Below are 16,657 nucleotides of genomic sequence, written 5' to 3'. Positions count from 1 at the left end.
ACCTGAAAGCCGGAGCTGGATAGGCGAATCCGGCCACAAGCCAGTATCGATGCACGGTTCCCTCACCCCTACCCCTCTCCCAGAGGGAGAGGGGCATTTCACCCTTTCCCCTCCGGGGGAAGGGCCGGGGATGAGGGATATCTGCGATTGCTCGATTGAATGGAGAAAATAGGCATGCGCTTGTTGGTGGTGGAGGACGATGCCCTGCTGGGCGATGCCGTGCAGAACGGCCTGCGCCAGGCCGGCTACGCCGCCGACTGGGTGCGCGATGGTGCCGCCGCCGAGGCCGCGCTCGCCGCCGGGGCCTATGCCGCGGTGGTGCTCGACCTCGGCCTGCCCAGGCGCTCCGGGCTGGAGGTGCTGCGCGGGCTGCGTGGCCGGGGCGACACGACCCCGGTGCTCATCCTCACCGCCCGCGATGCCATCGAAGACCGCATCGCCGGGCTCGATGCCGGCGCCGACGACTACCTGGTCAAGCCCTTCGACATGGGCGAGCTCGCCGCCCGCCTGCGCGCCCTGATCCGCCGTGCCGGCGGCCAGCCCGTGCCGGTGCTGAAAGCGCAGGGCGTCGAGCTCGACCCCGCCGCGCACCGGGTCAGCTTTCAGGGCCAGCCGGTGGAACTGTCGGCGCGCGAGTTCGCCCTGCTCCACGCCCTCCTGCTCCACGCCGGCCGCGTGCTCACCCGGCCCCAGATCGAGGAAGCGCTCTATGCCTGGGGCGAGGAGATCGAGAGCAACGCGGTCGAGGTCTACATCCACCATCTGCGGCGCAAGCTCGACGCCAGGCTGATCCAGACCGTGCGCGGCGTCGGCTATCTGATCGCCAAGGACGCTCATGGCTAACAGGCCGTTGAAAAACTACTGCGGTGGGCCATCTGCGGCGTTGCGCGGTGCTCGCTCCCTCGCCTATCTATTTGATATGTCTCGGTCGCTGCGCTCCGTGCGCCTTGCATCTGGCCATCCTCGCTACGTTTTTCAACGGCCTGCTAAAGGACATGGCGAAAAGTTGCCCCAAACCATGAAACCGCGCTTCGCCGAGCCCGTTTCCCCCTCACCCCTGCCCTCTCCCCGCTGGGGAGAGGGGGGCTTTGGCAGCGCTTCGCGTGTTTCAAGCTGAACGCCGCCTCTCCCTGCGCGCGCGCCTGGTCCTGCTGGCGCTGGCCGCCATCATCGCGGTCTGGCTGGCCACGGCCTGGTTTACCTATCGCGATGCCCGCGCGGAGTTCGACGAACTGCTCGACGCCCATCTGGCCCAGGCCGCCTCGCTGCTGGTGGCCCAGGTCGGCCACGAGCTGGACGAGCTCGACCTGGAACACGCCGGCGACGGCCGTCATGCCCGCAAGGTGGCCTTCCAGATCTGGCAGGACGGCCAGTTGCGCCTGCATTCCCTGCACGCCCCGAGCGAGCCCCTGGCCGAGCGCAAGGAAGGCTTCAGCGAACGCGAGCTCGACGGCCGGCGCTGGCGGGTCTATTCCACCCGCGATGCCGGCCGGCACATCCAGATCCATGTCGGCGAGCGGCTGGACATCCGCGACAAGCTCGCCGTCGAGCTTGCGGAAAACCTGCTGCGCCCTTTGCTCTTCGGCCTGCCGGTATTGGCGGCGCTGATCTGGCTGGCCGTGCGCCAGGGCCTTCGGCCGCTGGACGCGCTGGCCGCCGAGGTCGCGGCGCGCGAGCCGGGCAATCTCGCGCCGATCGAGATCGGCGCCAACCCGGCCGAGACCCGGCCGCTGATCGAGCGGCTCAATACCCTGTTCGCCCGCCTCGGCCGCTCGCTGGAACAGGAGCGCCGCTTCACCGCCGACGCCGCCCACGAGCTGCGCACGCCGCTGGCCGGCATCCGCGCCCAGGCCCAGGTCGCCCTCGGCGCCGGCGAGGCGGCCGAGCGCGACCGCGCCCTGCACAATGCCATCGCCGGCTGCGACCGCGCCACCCACCTGGTCGAGCAACTGCTCACCCTGGCCCGCATCGATGCCGCGGCCCAGGCGCCAATGGCGACCGTGGCGCTGCGCGAACTGGCCCGCGAGGTGCTGGCCGAACTGGCGCCGCCGGCGCTGGCCAAGGGCATCACGCTCGAACTGGCGCAGGGCGTGGAACAGACCGTCACCGGCCATCCGGCCTGGCTGCGCATCCTGCTCAGAAACCTGCTGGACAATGCCGTGCGCTACAGCAGCCAAGGCGGCAGCGTGCGGGTGGAGATCGGTCGCGAACAGGGTCGGGCCGCGCTCTGGGTGGTCGACACCGGCCCCGGCATCCCCGAGGCGGAACGGGCCCGGGTGCGCGAGCGCTTCTACCGCGTCCTCGGCAGCGGCGAGGCCGGCAGCGGTCTGGGCCTGTCCATCGTTCAGCGCATCGCCGAGGTGCATGGCGCCGAGCTGCGGCTCTTGCCCGGCGCGGCCGGCCGGGGCCTGAAGGCGGGGATCGTGTTCAGGGCCTGAAGATGCGCCTGCGCTTTTAGGCGGGTTTAACAGGCCGTTGAAAAACGTAGCGAGGATGGCCAGATGCAAGGCGATTGGGGCGCAGCGACCGAGAAAACGAACGAAGTGAGTTTCGGCGCAGCCACATATCAAATAGATAGGCGAGGGAGCGAAAACGCAGTTTCGGCGCAGGCTAACATCGGCGCCGCCGAGGTTAAGCGAAGCGGCCGAAGCCAGCACCGCGCAACGCCGCAGATGGCCCACCGCAGTAGTTTTTCAACGGCCTGTTAAGGGAAGACGCAAAAACTCCCCACCCCATCCCTCCCCATAAATGGGGAGGGTGCTTAACTCCTGTGCACCCTAAAGGGCATAAAGGGGAGGTTGGGAGGGGGATTTCTAGCCCAACTCAAGCGGTGCCGAGTGCCGCCACGATCAGCGCGTCGAGCTGCTTCTTGTGCAGGCTGTGATAGCCGGTGGCCGGCGAGGCCGATTCGGGCCGGCCGGCGTATCGAATGTCTCTGCCGCTCAGCTGCTTCAGGTGATAGGCCATGAAGCGCCAGGCCCCCTGGTTGCGCGGCTCGTCCTGGGCCCAGACGATCTCCGCGGCATTCGGATAGCACGCGAGTTCCGCCCGGATCTCCGCATCCGGCAAAGGATAGAACTGCTCGACGCGCAGCAGGGCGATATGCGCGAGCCCTTTCTCCTTGCGGGCATGGGCCAGGTCGAAATAGACCCGGCCGCTGCAGAACACCAGGCGCGTGACCTTGGCCGGGTCGATGCCGGCATCGGCCTCGCCCAGCACGGGCCGGAAGCCGCCGCTGGCCAAATCGCCCAGGCTCGAGGTCGAATCGGGATGGCGCAGCAGGCTCTTGGGCGTGAAGCAGATCAGCGGCTTGCGGTAGGGCCGGCGGATCTGCCGACGCAGCAGGTGGAACAGCTGGGCAGGCAGGCTGGGCTGCACGATCTGCATGTTCTCTTCGGCGGCAAGCTGCAGATAGCGCTCGATCCGCGCCGAGGAATGCTCCGGCCCCTGTCCCTCGTAGCCGTGCGGCAGGTAGAGCACCAGGCCGTTGAGCCGGCCCCACTTGGCCTCGCCCGCCGCGATGAACTGGTCGATCACCACCTGGGCACCGTTGGCGAAGTCGCCGAACTGGGCCTCCCAGATCGCCAGCTCGTTCGGCGCCGCGCTGGCATAGCCGTATTCGAAGCCGAGCACCGCCTCTTCCGACAGGAGCGAATCGACCACCAGGAAGTGGGCCTGCTCGGGCGCCAGGTTCTGCAGGGGCACATAGACCCCGGCATCCCAGCGCTCGCGCTTCTGGTCGTGCAGCACGGCATGGCGGTGAAAGAAGGTGCCGCGGCCGGAGTCCTGCCCGGTCAGGCGGACGCCATGGCCCTCGGTGAGCAGGCTGGCGAAGGCCAGGGCCTCGGCCATGCCCCAGTCCAGCGCCAGCTTGCCCTCGGCCATCTGGCGCCGGCTTTCCATGACCATGATCACGCGGGGGTGCAGGGTGAAATCGGCCGGCTCCTGGGCCAGCCGCCGGCCCAGGGCCTGCAGGCGCCCGAGGTCGACCGCGGTGTCGGCCGGCACGCGCCAGTCGTTGCCGCGATAGGGGCGCCAGTCGGCGACATAGGGCGTGTAGGGCCGCTCGGGCGCGGCCGGCAAGGCCTCGATCTCCTGCCGGCACTCCTCGATCAGGGCGTCGGCCCCGCCCGCCGGCAGCAGGCCCCGCGCTTCCAGGCGCCCGGCGTAGAGGGCGCGCGTGCTCGGCAGCGCGCGGATCTTCCGGTACATCAGCGGCTGGGTCACCATGGGCTCGTCCTGCTCGTTGTGGCCCAGGCGCCGGTAACAGATCAGGTCGATGGCGATGTCGTGGTGGAAGGCCATGCGGTAATCGAGGGCGATGCGCGCGGCCTTGAGCACCGCCTCGGGGTCGTCGCCGTTCACGTGCAGCACCGGCGCCTCCACCATCTTCATCACGTCGGTGCAGTACAGGCTGGAGCGGGTATCGCGCGGGTCCGAGGTGGTGAAACCGATCTGGTTGTTGACGATGATGTGCAGGGTACCGCCGGTGGTGAAGCCGCGCGTGGCCGACATGGCCAGGCCCTCCATCACCACGCCCTGGCCGGCGAAGGCGGCGTCGCCGTGGATCAGCACCGGCATCACCTGGCTGCCGTCCATGTCGCCGCGCTTTTGCTGCTGCGCCCGCACCCAGCCCTGCACCGCCGGGTTGACGATCTCCAGGTGCGAGGGGTTGAAGGCCAGGGCCAGGCGGATGGGGCCGGCCGCGGTCGCCACCTCGCGCGCATAGCCCAGATGGTATTTGACGTCGCCGGTCGAGGCGCCCTCCGAGGCCAGATTGGCCTCCTGCTCGAACAGGGCCAGGGCCGAACGGCCGAGCACGTTGTGCAGCACGTTGAGCCGGCCGCGATGGGCCATGCCCAGGCCGATCTCCTTGATGCCGCTGGCGGCCGCGCGCTCGGCCAGAAAGTTGAGCAAGGGGATGAGCGACTCGCCGCCTTCGAGCGAGAACCGCTTCTGGCCCACGAAGCGGGCGTGGATCAGCTTCTCCAAAGTCTCGGCCAGGGTGAGCTGCTTGAGCAGCCAGTGCCGGCGCGGATCGGAGATTTCGCGGTCGAGTGCTTCGGACGACTCCAGCCGCGCCTGCAACCAGCGCTTCTGCTCGGTGCTGCGAATGTGCATGTACTCGGCCGACAGCGTGCCGCAATAGGCGCGGCGCAGCCGGGCCTGGATGTTGCGCAGGGTGTCGCGCGGCGGTCCGGCCAGCGAGCCGGTGTCGAACTCGAGATCGAGATCGGCCGGGGTCAGGCCGTAATTGGCCGGGTCCAGCTCGGGCAGCGGGTCCTGGTTCAGGCGCTTGAGCGGGTCGAGATCGGCGGCGCGAAAGCCGTGGAAGCGATAGGCGTTGATCAGCTGCAGCACGCCGACCTGGCCGGTGTTGCACGCCAGCAAGGCCCAGTCGGTGACCGCCGGGCCGCTGGGCTTGGCCGGCGGCGACACCGGCGCCTGCTCGCGCGCCTCCAGCGCCGCCAGATATTCGGCGCTGCCCGAATAAAAAGCCTCGCTGCGCAGTGTCACCTGTCCACCCGGGACGCCTGCAGGAAACAAGCCAGGGCCTCGTCCTGCCCTGGGTTTCCCCACCCCAGCCCTCCCCACAAGTGGGGAGGGAGTCGAAAGTGCCGCCCCCTGCCTGTGTACCCTGAAAGAAAGTCCGCGAGCGGCTCAAACCCAACCCAGCCAAAGCCCCCTCCCCCATTTATGGGGGAGGCCGAGAGGGGCTCAAACCCAACCCAGCCAAAGCCCCCTCCCCCATTCATGGGGGAGGCTGGGAGGGGTTCAAACCCAACCCAGCCATGGACCCCTCCCCCATTTATGGGGGAGGCTGGGAGGGGGAACCCGAGCCTACCCGTCAACTTGCTGTATTTCCTCTCAAACCCGCTTGTCGATCGGCACATAGTCGCGCCGGGCAGGCCCGACATAGAGCTGGCGCGGCCGGGCGATCTTGTGCTCGGGGCTGGCGATCATCTCCATCCACTGCGCGGTCCAGCCGGCGGTGCGGGCCAGGGCGAAGATGGCGGTGAACATCGAGTTGGGGATGCCCATGGCGCGCATGACGATGCCGGAATAGAAATCGACGTTGGGATAGAGCTTCTTCTTGACGAAGTAGTCGTCCTCCAGCGCGATCTTCTCCAGCTTCAGCGCCAGCTTGAACAGCGGGTCGTCGTTCAGGCCCAGCTCGTTCAGCACCTCGTGGCAGGTCTCGCGCATGATCGCCGCGCGCGGGTCCATGTTCTTGTACACCCGGTGGCCGAAGCCCATCAGGCGGAAGGAATCGGTCTTGTCCTTGGCCCGCTCGATGAACTCGCCGATGCGCTTTTCATCGCCGATCTGTTCCAGCATGTTCAGCGTGGCCTCGTTGGCGCCGCCGTGCAGCGGGCCCCAGAGCGAGGCGATGCCGGCGGCGATGCAGGCGAAGGGGTTGGCGCCCGAGGACCCGGCCACCCGCACCGTGGACGACGAGGCGTTCTGCTCGTGGTCGGCATGCAGGATGAAGATGCGCTCCAGGGCGCGGGCCAGCACCGGGTTGGGCTGGTATTCCTCGCAGGGCGTGGCGAACATCATGTACAGGAAGTTCTCCGCATAGCTGAAGCGGTTTTGCGGGTACATGAAGGGCTGGCCGATGTTGTACTTGTAGCTCCAGGCCGCGATGGTGGGCACCTTGGCCAGCAGGCGGAAGGCGGCGATGTCGCGCTGGGCGGGGTCGAAGGCGTCGGACGAGTCGCGATAGAAGGCCGACATGGCGCCGACCACGCCGACCATCACCGCCATCGGGTGGGCGTCGCGCCTAAAGCCCCGGTAGAAGTTGGACATCAGGTCGTGCAGCATGGTGTGTTCCTTCACCGTGCTGACGAATTGGGCCTTCTGCTCGGCCGTGGGCAGCTCGCCGTTGATCAGCAGATAGGCGACTTCGAGAAAATCCGAATGCTGGGCCAGCTGTTCGATGGGGTAGCCGCGGTAATAAAGCAGGCCCTTGTCGCCGTCGATGTAGGTGATGCTCGAGGCGCAGCTCGCGGTCGAGAGAAAGCCAGGGTCATAGGCGAACACCCCATGCTGGCCCAGGCCGCGGCTGTCGATGACGGCCGGCCCCATGCTGCCTTCGAGCACGGGCAGCTCGATGGTCTTGTCCTTGTCGCTGAATGCGATGGTGGCGGTTTTTTTGCTCATCTCGACGTCACTTTTCTAATCTTTTCAATCACGGCCTGAAATTCGGCCGGCGGCGACGCTTGACCCGTCAACCAGGCATACAGGTCCATGTCTTCCTGCTCGACCAAACGGCCGAAGGCAGCCTGCTCGACCGGGTCGAGATGACCGAACGCCGTGTCCAGAAACCCCTCCAGCCAGGCGTCCAGCTCCAGCATGCCGCGCCGGCAACGCCAGCGCAGACGGTTCAATTGCTCGGTCAAAGCGCGCGCTTCACCAGCAAGGCCTTGATTTTGCCGGCCGCGGCCGTGGGGTTCAAGCCTTTCGGGCAAACTTCCACGCAATTCATGATGCCGTGGCAGCGGAACAGCCGGTACGGGTCTTCCAGAAAATCCAGGCGCTCGGCCGTGGCCTGGTCGCGCGAATCGGCCACGAAACGATAGGCCTGAAGCAGGGCGGCCGGGCCCAGGAACTTGTCCGGGTTCCACCAGAACGAGGGGCAGGCCGTGGTGCAGCAGCCGCACAGGATGCACTCGTACAGGCCGTCCAGCTCGGCCCGCTGCGCGGGGCTTTGCAGGCGCTCGTTCTCCGGCTCCGGCTCCAGGTTGATCAGATACGGCTTCACCGCCCGGTAATGGCGCATGAACTCGGCCATGTCCACGATCAGGTCGCGCACCACCGGCAGCCGGGGCAGGGGCCGAATCTCGATCGGCTGCTTGAGCCCCGCCAGCGGCGTGATGCAGGCCAGCACGTTGCGGCCGTTGACGTTCACCCCGTCCGAGCCGCACACCCCCTCGCGGCAGGAGCGGCGAAAACCCAGGCTGTCATCCTGCTCCTTCAGGGCGAGCAGGGCGTCGAGCACCATCTGGCCCTTGAAGCCGGCATCCAGCTCATAGCGCTGCATGCGCGGCGCGGCGCCGGATTCGGGGTCGTAACGGTAGATTGAAAATCGCATCGGCAATCCTAGCGAAGAAGCGGCATTAGTGAGTCGGCTCTATGGCGTGTTGACTGCACATAGCGCCCAAACTCCCTCTCCCTCCGGGAGAGGGCTGGGGTGAGGGAATGCGGTCTCAATTTATTCGTGCGCACAATCTTTACGCCGCCAGCTTCAACGGCGTCACTTTAGGCTTGCCCGCCTTGCGCGCCTTCCACAAATCGTAGGCAGCCTGCTGGGCAATCCAGCCATCGGCACGGCCGCCATGCTCGGTGCCCAGCCAGGCCTCCAAACGCAGGGCCATCTCCGGCGAAATCGCGGCCCGGCCGTTGAGCACCCGCGACAGCGCCGCACGGGTCACGCCCAACTGCTCGGCGGCCTGGGTCACGCTCAAACCCAGTGCCGGCAACACATCGTCGCGCAGGGTTTCACCGGGGTGCGGGGGGTTGTACATACGCGTCATAAGCCTGCCCATCCAAAAATAGCCTGGCCTCAAACCATTGTTCCGATTTTACCGGCTCTACCGGTCGAGCGGGCTGACCACGCCGCGACCACCTTTGTTAAGGACATGGGTGTAAATCATGGTCGTGGAAACGTCCGAATGGCCGAGCAACTCCTGCACGGTGCGGATATCGTAGCCACCCTCCAGCAAATGCGTGGCAAAGGAATGGCGCAGGGTATGCGGACTCACCGGCTTGGCAAGCTCGGCCCGCTCGGCTGCCCGGCGGACCGCCCGCTGCACCCGCTTCTCGTCGATATGGTGGCGACGCACGGCACCGGAGCGCGGGTCGGTCGAAAAACCCGCGGCGGGAAACACATACTGCCAGGCCCAGGTCTTGCCGGCGTTAGGGTACTTGACCGCCAGCGCATCCGGCAGCCATACCTCGCCCTTGCCCATGGCCAGGTCGGCCACATGCTGCGCCTTCACCTGAACCAGATGCACCTTGAGCCGATCTGCCAGAGTGGCCGGCAACATGGTCACCCTGTCCTTGGCGCCCTTGCCCTCGCGCACCACGATCTCATGCCGGGCGAAATCGACATCCTTCACCCGCAAACGCAGGCACTCCAACAAACGCATGCCTGTGCCATAAAGCAAACGCACAACTAGATCCATCAAAGGATCATCCACATATTTAAGCAGCCGCCCCACCTCGTCCCGGGTCAACACCGTGGGCAGGCGCGCCGGCTTCTTCGCCCGCGTCACCTCGTCGAGCCAGGGCAAGGGCTGCTCCAGCACCTCTTTATATAGGAACAGAATGGCCGATAGCGCCTGCGACTGGGTGGACGCGCTGACATTGCGCTCCACCGCCAGCGAAGTCAGAAAAGACTCCACCTCGACCTTGCCCATTTCCAGGGGGTGGCGCTTGTCGTGAAAAAAGATGTATCGTTTAATCCACTGCACATAGGCCGCCTCGGTGCGCTTGCTGTAATGCTTTACCCGCAGGCGATCGCGCACTTGGTCCAGCAGCTTGGGCTGAGAAGTGGCTGACGGTTGGCTATTTGACATGGCTAGACCCATGGGCAGGATATAAGACACACCATAGTCTATAAAACAGGAGGTTACAGAATGCGTCGAGTTTATCCGCCGTGTCCAATAAAACTTTTATCTGGACGTTTGGTGTCTACATTACGTTAGGCACCAATGCCGCCTGCCTCTCGCGCTCAACATTCACGGCCGTCTGCGCGATTCCGAGCGGGTAGTAGGCCCACGCCACAATGCTGTCGCTGTACCAGTCAAGAACTTCACCATCCTCGTCTTTCAGGTCGAACTGGAAGTCGAGAAAATCGGTTTGGTCGCCAGACATGTATTCGTCAAATGCAGTCTCGTCGTCGTACTCGTCGCCAGGTCCTTGTTGTTGAACATAGGCCGTCATCACCACCGTGTATGGTTCAAACGTCCGGCCGCAATCTTCTGAGCGTGAGCCTGCCACCATCAACAGCAGTTTCATGTCGAACGGCGGCGGGGTCACGCTAGGGTTAAACCATCCAATTTCGGTAGTGCCAATCAGTTGTGAAGCCATGTCTTTCTCCTATCGTTTGCTGCCTAACTCGGCGCTCAAGCGGGACCGCCCGCAAGCGGCCGGCCCCTTAGCTCTGCGTTGGGCATCACGATCATGAGCGCTCTATTCTCTTTGCCAGTTCTATTCGCCATCCTTGCCATCGGCATGTCCGTTTTCTATGGCTTGCGCGCTTGCGAGATATTCAGCGTTCCAATCTCAGACCGAAAGCCGTCTTGGCGTTTTCATCAGTTCTGGTTGAACTTCCTTGGTTCTGGGGTCGGCTGGGTGGCAGCGTGGGCTGTTCTTCGCGCAACGGTCGAGTGTGCATCGGTTGATTGCGCATTATCGGTTTCGCCTTCTGCCGTCTCGCTCTTTTTCCTCGCGTTTATTGGCGTCACTGGCTATCTCCCGGCAACAATTGTTGGCGCTATTGGCGGCATTAACGAGTTTGTTTCCAAATTGCTCGCACTTATCGGGGGCAAACCGTGATGCCCAACCCGGCAGTCAAGTGGGACGCGCCTTCGGCGCGCCCCTTACTTTTACGTTGGGCATCTCAACCGGGAATGTTGCAATGAAGTCTTTTTGGCTATGGATTGGTGGCGCAGTAACTCGGGCAGCAGGCACCGGGTTAGTAGTTGGCTTGTTCATTGTTATCTATGGCGCAACACCAGGGCAGGCGGCAGCCGATCTTATTAGTGTGTTGCCTCCTTGGGTAACCGATCCTTGGTTTAAGTTCACCCTGGTCATAATTGGCCTTGCCATAATTGGCGCCTCTCTGTTTTTCAACGTCTGGTCACTGCGTCAAAGTGCTATCGACGACTTGGCGGAGGATCTTTCGTGGGCTATACACAACCTCCTCAATAAGGCAGTTTCAAACGAGGCAGAAGTGGCAACTTGGGAGGCAGAATATCGGTCGTGGTGCGACAAAATAAGCAAAAGGCTGGAACGTCGCGCCTTCTTTACACGCGCAGATCAATTGCACTTTGATCGGTTGGGTTTTGTACCGCCGGCGAATTTCGGAGGCAGTTATAACCAACAGCATGAGTGGTTAGTTTCACAACTGAAACTAAAGTTCGAGCGCCTTCGTGACATCATCAATTGGACACAGATGAGAAGACGGTAATGAAAAAGATGCCCAACAATTCGCTTCAGCCGACGCCGGCGCTAACGCGCCGCCGCGGCTGAGCGACGCGTTAGCGACATGCTCACCTTTATCCGCCTCGTTGCCATTCTTCTCGGGTTGGCCTTGATCGCAGCCCCCTCTTACCTCGGGCTTATGTTCGCGTATGGCGTCGGCGAACCACCTGAGCTCGGAAGTTACCTTTTGTTCTTCGGCCCGCTGTTCATCATAGGGTTGGTGCTAGGCTTGGGGCCATTGCTTATTGGTCTTCCTCGCGTTGTTGCCGGTTCTGTCACCCCCAAAGCGCGGGTCGCCGCTGGCTTGCTTTTGTCTGTTTCTGCCGCGCTAATCGCCTTTTTGGGCATGGGCGGCTCCGTAACACGTGTGGTTTCGCCGGTCATTCTCTTGCTTGAGTTCGTTATGTTTGTTGTCTTCGTTTGGCCTGCGAAACCCTTTTCCGCTAACCTCTCGCTCCAGCGGGACGCGCCGCAAGCGGCGCGCCCCTGAGCTAGCACGTTGGGCATCAGAAGACACATAACGCATGGCAGACGCGCTACTCCAATCCAGCTTAGCCCTTTTTGCCGCAGCACTGGCTGCGTGGTTCGCAGTTCTCACGTACTTCAGGCAGCGCGAGCACGAACTCATCCTATCCCGGTATTTGGAAGGCGGCCTTGACCTGCTGGCTGCGGAAGTGGAACGGGTTTCAGAGACATTCAGCCACAATTGGGCGCGGTGCCTTGCCATCTTGAAGTCGTACCGAGACTTAGAAGATCAGTTCGATATCGAGGAGTTATCGAAGGGGTTTCTTGAACTCCAATCGAGCAAACACAATATCGTGGCCCATCACCGCCTTTACACGCTTACTGGGGCGCGGGAGTACTGGGATTTCTATCAAAAAGCCATGGCGTACTACACCACCGCAAACTCAGTTCTGGTCAAAGAAATTCCTGAGGTAATTCGGGTCAAGTTGACCTCAGATCGAATCGATACACCACATGCGGAGATCGTGAATCACGGTTTCGACGTCGCTAAGGAACAAGATGACGGAAGTCACAAGTACGTTCAGTTAGTGGCTGAGTTGCAAACCCTATCCGCCGCACTGGAATCCGAGAGGTACCGATTCAAGAATCTAAACAAGTTCCGCGACAAGACAGAAGTCCAAGAATCGTTGCAGAGGATAAAAGGTTTACTTGCATCATTGGAAGATGAAACTGATGCCCAACAAGGCGCTCCAGGCGACGCCAAAAAACGGCGCGCCTGAGCTTGGTCGTTGGGCGTGATCGAGACGATGGACGATTGCTGCATCAACAAGACCTGTGCCATTGACGGGCTGCGCGAGCGCCAATCGGCGACTCTGCGTATCGTCCTGTTGGTGAACGCTGCGATGTTTCTCGTGGAGCTCGTGTCTGGTTTGCTCGCCGGGTCCGTGGCCCTGCTCGCCGACTCCCTCGACATGCTGGGCGACGCTCTTGTTTATGGTTTCAGCCTCTACGTGGTCTCGCGAGGCCCTGTCTGGAAAGCGCGGGCCGCTGTGGCGAAGGCAGCGGTCATGGGGCTATTCGGCGTGTTCGTCTTCGGGCAGGTCGTATACAAGCTCCTTTATCCCCAGCTCCCGACAGTCGAGGCAATGGGTGCGATAGGCGCTCTCGCATTTGCTGCGAACGGCGCTTGCTTTGCCCTGCTGTGGCGCCACCGTGCCGAAGACATCAACATGCGGTCGGTCTGGCTCTGCTCACGAAACGACCTCATTGCAAACGTCTCGGTCCTGTTCGCGGCTTTGGCCGTGTGGATGACGTTTTCGCCTTGGCCGGACATCGCAGTTGGCGCGCTCATCTGCGCCGTGTTCCTTCGTTCAGCGTTCCTTGTTGCTCGTGAAGCACGTGCCGAGCTGGGGCTGAATCACGCCCAACCACCCGCTGCAGCGGACGCGCCGCAAGCGGCGCGTCGCTGAGCGGGGACGTTAGACATTGCACCGGGGCGCATCATGTTCTTCTATGTCGATGAGAGTGGTCACACAGGGACGCGGATATTCGATCCCGAACAGCCGATGCTCTATTACGGTGTATTGTCCAGTAATGTAAATGTCGATGCACTTGCAGAGGAAAAACTAAAGCAACTACGTTCTAGGTGCGGCGTAGCAAGGTTGCACGCTAACGAACTCGGTAACGGAGGCTTGGTTGCCATAGCTCCCGACATTGTTGAGCTACAAAAGCGACTCAACATTCGGTTTGATCTATACCGTGTTGCAAAACCAGACCACTCGATCATTTGTTTTTTTGATCAGGTATTTGATCAAGGAAATAACCCGGCAATCACTTGGTCCGGGTACTGGACACCGATGCGATATGTCTTGTTATTGAAGCTGGCGTCCTTGTTTGATGAAGATCTAGCCAAAAAGGCGTGGGAAGCTCGCATAGAAATTCACGACAACAAGGCTGAAGCAGGTCTAGTAAATGTGTGTTCTGAGTTACGTGCTAGAGTAGACCAACTTCCTGATGCTAGGTCTAGGCAATTAATTTCAGATGCTCTGTTGTGGACTGAAAACAACCCTAGTGAGATTTATTACAATACAAAAACAAAAGGGGATCGCCTCCAAATCACGCCAAACGTGATTGGCTTCCAATCTGTTATGCATGGCATTGCGTTACGGATCAAGAAACACGGCAGAAAAGCAGCAAAGATAACCATCGACCAACAGTGCGAATTCAATAAGGCGCAAAACACCCTTGCAAACTTTTATTCCAAGTTGAGCGGCTCGCAATTTGCTAATGGCCCTGGTTTGCCAGAAGTGGATTTTGGCAAAATGCCAACAATACCTATTACGTTTGCCTCAAGCGCAAATAGTGCCGGCCTTGAATTAACAGACATTCATCTCTGGGTGTTTAAACGGGCAATGGAAAACAAGGAATTGGCGCCTGAGTTATTTCAACTTATAAAACGTCAGCTAAACAAAGGGCACACCGATGAGATTTCGCTCAACGCTATTGCTGCTCGTTGGAAACGTTGGTTTGAAGAATTGCCCGACCCCACGCCAGAGCAAATAGAACGAGGGAAAGAGTTGCTGGCAATAGATGAAGCAAGGAGGGTTAAGCCAAATGAAACCAATGTCTAACAAGCGCTTCGAGTGGGACGCTCCAACAGCCGGCTTCGCCGTCTGTTTCCGCGCCCCTCAAGCTAAACGTTATATGCAAGTATGAACGAACCCAGCTCCTTACCTACGCGGCAAATCGGAAAGCTCGGAGAGCTGCTCGTTCAGTACAAGCTTTTGAAGTTCGGTATCGAGTCCGCCCATCTCACAACAGATTCAGGAATCGACCTTGTGGCATATTCCTCTGGAGGAAAGAAGCCACTCACAATTCAAGTAAAGGCAAATCTTAAACCTAAACCGGGTGGTGGCCGGGGAAAGCCCGCCCTGGATTGGTGGGTTCCAGATAATTCCCCGGCTGAAATATTCGCCTTTGTTGATGCCTCGCAGAATCAAGTCTGGCTCTTTACCAAGCCTGAGCTAAAGAAGCTGGCCCAACAGCATTCAAGCGGAAGGTATCATTTCTATATGTACACCGATCCTGTGCTCAAATCGGGAAGCCAGAAGAAAGCCGCACACATAAATGATTTCGAGAAATACCGCCTTGAAAACAGAATCGCAGAGTTATTCTGAGAGAAACTTGCATATAACTATGTTTTCAACCGGACGCGGTGATACGGCGCACTGTTTCCTGGAGTCGCGTGCCCCGCGCCGGTTAAAACGGCGTTGGGGGTCTTCTCCACCATCGCATGCCACGAAGATCGGAGCACCGAACGGTTGAAGAACCACGCCAAGTTGAACATGAATGAAAACTGCTCTTTCGTTTTTCCGCTGAGTTTCCACGCAATCCAAATAATCACGTTCTGGAGATAAATCATGCTTGAGGTGAAGCCTCCTCGTTATTCCGTGCCACTCAGAAGTAGAGGGTTTGGGTATTTTTGCATGCGATAGGCCACCGGTGGAATCCTGCCCAGGGCTTCATGCGGTCGTTCATGGTTGTAGCGGTGCAGCCAGTCCTCCGTCAGCTTCCTGACCTCGGCCAGCGACTCGAACACATAGCAGTCCAGCACCTCGGTCCGGTAGGAGCGGTTGAACCGTTCGATATAGGCGTTCTGGGTTGGTTTCCCCGGTTGGGTAAACATCAATTCCACCTCATTATCCCTGGCCCACTGGGCCAGTGCCTGGCTGACCAGTTCCGGGCCGTTGTCCAGGCGTAGCCGGCGGGGCCTGCCCCGCAGTTCAATCAATTCATTCAAGGCCCGCACCACCCTGGCCGCCGGCAGGCTAGTGTCCACCTCGATACGCAGGGCCTCGCGGCTGAACTCGTCCAGGACGTTGAAGGTCCGGAAGCGCCGACCGCTCCACAGCGCATCGGCCATGAAGTCACAACTCCAAGTATCGTTCGGCAGCGCCCCGGCCACCAGAGGCTGCTTGATGCGAGCCGGCAAGCGTTTCTTGCCCCGGCGCGGCAGGTTCAGATTGAGCTGGCAATACACCCGCCACAGCACGGTCTTGCCCCAAGGCTGCTGTTGCAGCCTGAAGCTGTCATGCAGCAGGCCGAAACCATGCCGGGGATTGACCGCCATGTAGGCCTGTACCGCCTCGATGACGGCGCTGTCATCGCGCCGAACCGGCACATAGTGCCGGCTGGATCGGGCTAGCCGTACCGCCCGGCAAGCCTGGCGTTCGGACAAGCCATGCGCATCCATCAGCACGTCGGCCAACTCAATCTTGCGCGCCGGGGCTAGAGCTTTCGGGAGACAACGTCCTGCAGGGCGTTGTGCACCATGGCCAGTTCGGCATACATCTTCTTGAGCCGCGCATTCTCGGCCTGCAGGTCTCGCAACTGCCTGAGCTGGGACACTTCCATGCCGGCGTAGGCCGACTTCCACTTGTAGTAGGTGGCGTCCGAGATGCCGTGCTTGCGGCAGGTTTCGCCGACCTTGGCGCCCAGTTCGACCTCCTTGAGGATCGCCACGATCTGCTGCTCGGTGAATTTCGATTTCTTCATGTAGAGCTTCCTTTCAGGGAAAACTCTACTTCATATTGGCCCGAATATCCGAGGAGGCTTCATCACAGCATATTAAAACTATCGACCACTTCTTCTATACCGATCTGTGGGAGCTATTGAACAGACATGGCCAAAATCTTGAAGAGATTGCCATCGAAAAGAAAGAAAATGGTGATGACGAAAATGATACCTAACAACGCCATCAACGCGGACAGCAAAAAGCGTCGCTCCTTCGTCGCGCCACTTTTTGCTGCCGGTTATGGCGAACGTTAGCACCACAGGGGGGGCGCAATGGATGCCAAGCAAACTCATCTTGAAATGATCCAGTTGGGTTTTTCTTCCCGGATGTGTCGGACGAATGGCGCAGGGAGATGGCTACTGCGGCCGCGATGCTCGTATTCTTCATGATTTTCGGCATGCGGTGGAT

General features: G+C 61.1%; 19 protein-coding genes. 10 read left to right on the top strand and 9 right to left on the bottom strand.

The features are described from left to right. The first annotated feature begins 174 nt into the window (after positions 1-174). On the top strand, positions 175-843 hold the full coding sequence (locus EL388_RS05685; RefSeq protein WP_126460879.1) for a response regulator: 669 nt from the start codon (positions 175-177) through the stop codon (positions 841-843). A 260-nt stretch (positions 844-1,103) separates the two neighbouring features. Beyond that, positions 1,104-2,438, top strand: coding sequence for an ATP-binding protein (locus EL388_RS05680; protein WP_126460876.1), 1,335 nt, complete (start codon positions 1,104-1,106; stop codon positions 2,436-2,438). A gap of 385 nt (positions 2,439-2,823) precedes the next feature. On the opposite strand, the gene EL388_RS05675 is transcribed toward EL388_RS05680, so the two are convergent. The 7 genes from EL388_RS05675 to EL388_RS05645 all read right to left on the bottom strand — a co-directional run bounded on the left by EL388_RS05675 (position 2,824) and on the right by EL388_RS05645 (position 10,095). Next, complete coding sequence (locus EL388_RS05675; RefSeq protein WP_232019193.1) at positions 2,824-5,517, bottom strand: 2-oxoglutarate dehydrogenase E1 component; 2,694 nt, start codon at positions 5,515-5,517, stop codon at positions 2,824-2,826. 351 nt (positions 5,518-5,868) lie between these two features. After that, positions 5,869-7,164, bottom strand: coding sequence for a citrate synthase (gene gltA, locus EL388_RS05670; protein ID WP_126460873.1), 1,296 nt, complete (start codon positions 7,162-7,164; stop codon positions 5,869-5,871). Beyond that, positions 7,161-7,403, bottom strand: a complete 243-nt coding sequence (locus EL388_RS05665) for an FAD assembly factor SdhE (RefSeq protein ID WP_197721828.1) — start codon at positions 7,401-7,403, stop codon at positions 7,161-7,163. Before EL388_RS05665 ends, gltA begins: the two co-directional genes overlap by 4 nt. Continuing rightward, positions 7,400-8,095 (bottom strand): succinate dehydrogenase iron-sulfur subunit, encoded by a 696-nt coding sequence (locus EL388_RS05660; protein ID WP_126460870.1) that lies wholly within the window; start codon positions 8,093-8,095, stop codon positions 7,400-7,402. Before EL388_RS05660 ends, EL388_RS05665 begins: the two co-directional genes overlap by 4 nt. 139 nt (positions 8,096-8,234) lie before the next feature. Beyond that, positions 8,235-8,528: a HigA family addiction module antitoxin gene (locus EL388_RS05655; RefSeq protein WP_232019192.1), complete on the bottom strand. Its 294-nt coding sequence runs from the start codon at positions 8,526-8,528 to the stop codon at positions 8,235-8,237. A gap of 66 nt (positions 8,529-8,594) precedes the next feature. Then, a complete protein-coding gene (locus EL388_RS05650) occupies positions 8,595-9,581 on the bottom strand; it encodes an integron integrase (protein WP_126460864.1) in 987 nt (328 codons plus the stop codon). Between the two features lie 115 nt (positions 9,582-9,696). Then, positions 9,697-10,095, bottom strand: a complete 399-nt coding sequence (locus EL388_RS05645) for a hypothetical protein (protein ID WP_126460861.1) — start codon at positions 10,093-10,095, stop codon at positions 9,697-9,699. 93 nt (positions 10,096-10,188) lie between these two features. Here EL388_RS05645 and EL388_RS05640 point away from each other — a divergent pair, with 93 nt between their 5' ends. The 7 genes from EL388_RS05640 to EL388_RS05610 all read left to right on the top strand — a co-directional run bounded on the left by EL388_RS05640 (position 10,189) and on the right by EL388_RS05610 (position 14,852). Further along, positions 10,189-10,563: a hypothetical protein gene (locus EL388_RS05640; RefSeq protein ID WP_126460858.1), complete on the top strand. Its 375-nt coding sequence runs from the start codon at positions 10,189-10,191 to the stop codon at positions 10,561-10,563. Positions 10,564-10,645: 82 nt separating this feature from the next. Beyond that, complete coding sequence (locus EL388_RS05635; protein ID WP_126460855.1) at positions 10,646-11,197, top strand: hypothetical protein; 552 nt, start codon at positions 10,646-10,648, stop codon at positions 11,195-11,197. Between the two features lie 78 nt (positions 11,198-11,275). Further along, positions 11,276-11,701 carry a hypothetical protein gene (locus EL388_RS05630; RefSeq protein WP_126460852.1) on the top strand — a complete coding sequence of 142 codons (426 nt, stop codon included), beginning with the start codon at positions 11,276-11,278 and terminating at the stop codon, positions 11,699-11,701. 34 nt (positions 11,702-11,735) lie between these two features. Next, the gene (locus EL388_RS05625; protein WP_126460849.1) at positions 11,736-12,455 is read left to right on the top strand and encodes a hypothetical protein; all 720 of its coding nucleotides are present in this window, start codon (positions 11,736-11,738) and stop codon (positions 12,453-12,455) included. 15 nt (positions 12,456-12,470) lie between these two features. Further along, entirely contained in the window at positions 12,471-13,145 is a 675-nt protein-coding gene (locus tag EL388_RS05620) for a cation efflux transmembrane domain-containing protein (protein ID WP_232019212.1), read from the top strand. A gap of 33 nt (positions 13,146-13,178) precedes the next feature. Continuing rightward, on the top strand, positions 13,179-14,306 hold the full coding sequence (locus EL388_RS05615) for a DUF3800 domain-containing protein (RefSeq protein ID WP_126460846.1): 1,128 nt from the start codon (positions 13,179-13,181) through the stop codon (positions 14,304-14,306). Positions 14,307-14,387: 81 nt separating this feature from the next. After that, complete coding sequence (locus tag EL388_RS05610) at positions 14,388-14,852, top strand: hypothetical protein (protein WP_126460843.1); 465 nt, start codon at positions 14,388-14,390, stop codon at positions 14,850-14,852. Positions 14,853-14,869: 17 nt separating this feature from the next. Here EL388_RS05610 and EL388_RS05605 read toward each other — a convergent pair whose 3' ends face one another. Further along, positions 14,870-15,097: a hypothetical protein gene (locus EL388_RS05605; RefSeq protein WP_126460840.1), complete on the bottom strand. Its 228-nt coding sequence runs from the start codon at positions 15,095-15,097 to the stop codon at positions 14,870-14,872. Positions 15,098-15,118: 21 nt separating this feature from the next. Then, positions 15,119-16,230, bottom strand: a protein-coding gene (locus tag EL388_RS05600; RefSeq protein WP_420856648.1) for an IS3 family transposase whose coding sequence is annotated in 2 segments (ribosomal slippage) — positions 15,119-15,975 and positions 15,975-16,230 — 1,113 coding nt in all. Because the reading frame shifts where the segments join, the coding sequence is not laid out codon by codon here. Between the two features lie 126 nt (positions 16,231-16,356). On the opposite strand from EL388_RS05600, the gene EL388_RS13815 reads away from it, so the two are divergent. Beyond that, the gene (locus EL388_RS13815) at positions 16,357-16,503 is read left to right on the top strand and encodes a hypothetical protein (RefSeq protein WP_165919212.1); all 147 of its coding nucleotides are present in this window, start codon (positions 16,357-16,359) and stop codon (positions 16,501-16,503) included. Positions 16,504-16,657: the final 154 nt, after the last annotated feature.

The sequence above is a fragment of the Sulfuritortus calidifontis genome (genome assembly GCF_003967275.1).
In the GTDB taxonomy this organism is placed as follows: domain Bacteria; phylum Pseudomonadota; class Gammaproteobacteria; order Burkholderiales; family Thiobacillaceae; genus Sulfuritortus; species Sulfuritortus calidifontis.
The sequence above is the reverse complement of the archived record's forward strand: the minus strand, read 5'-3'. Positions and strand labels throughout refer to the sequence as shown.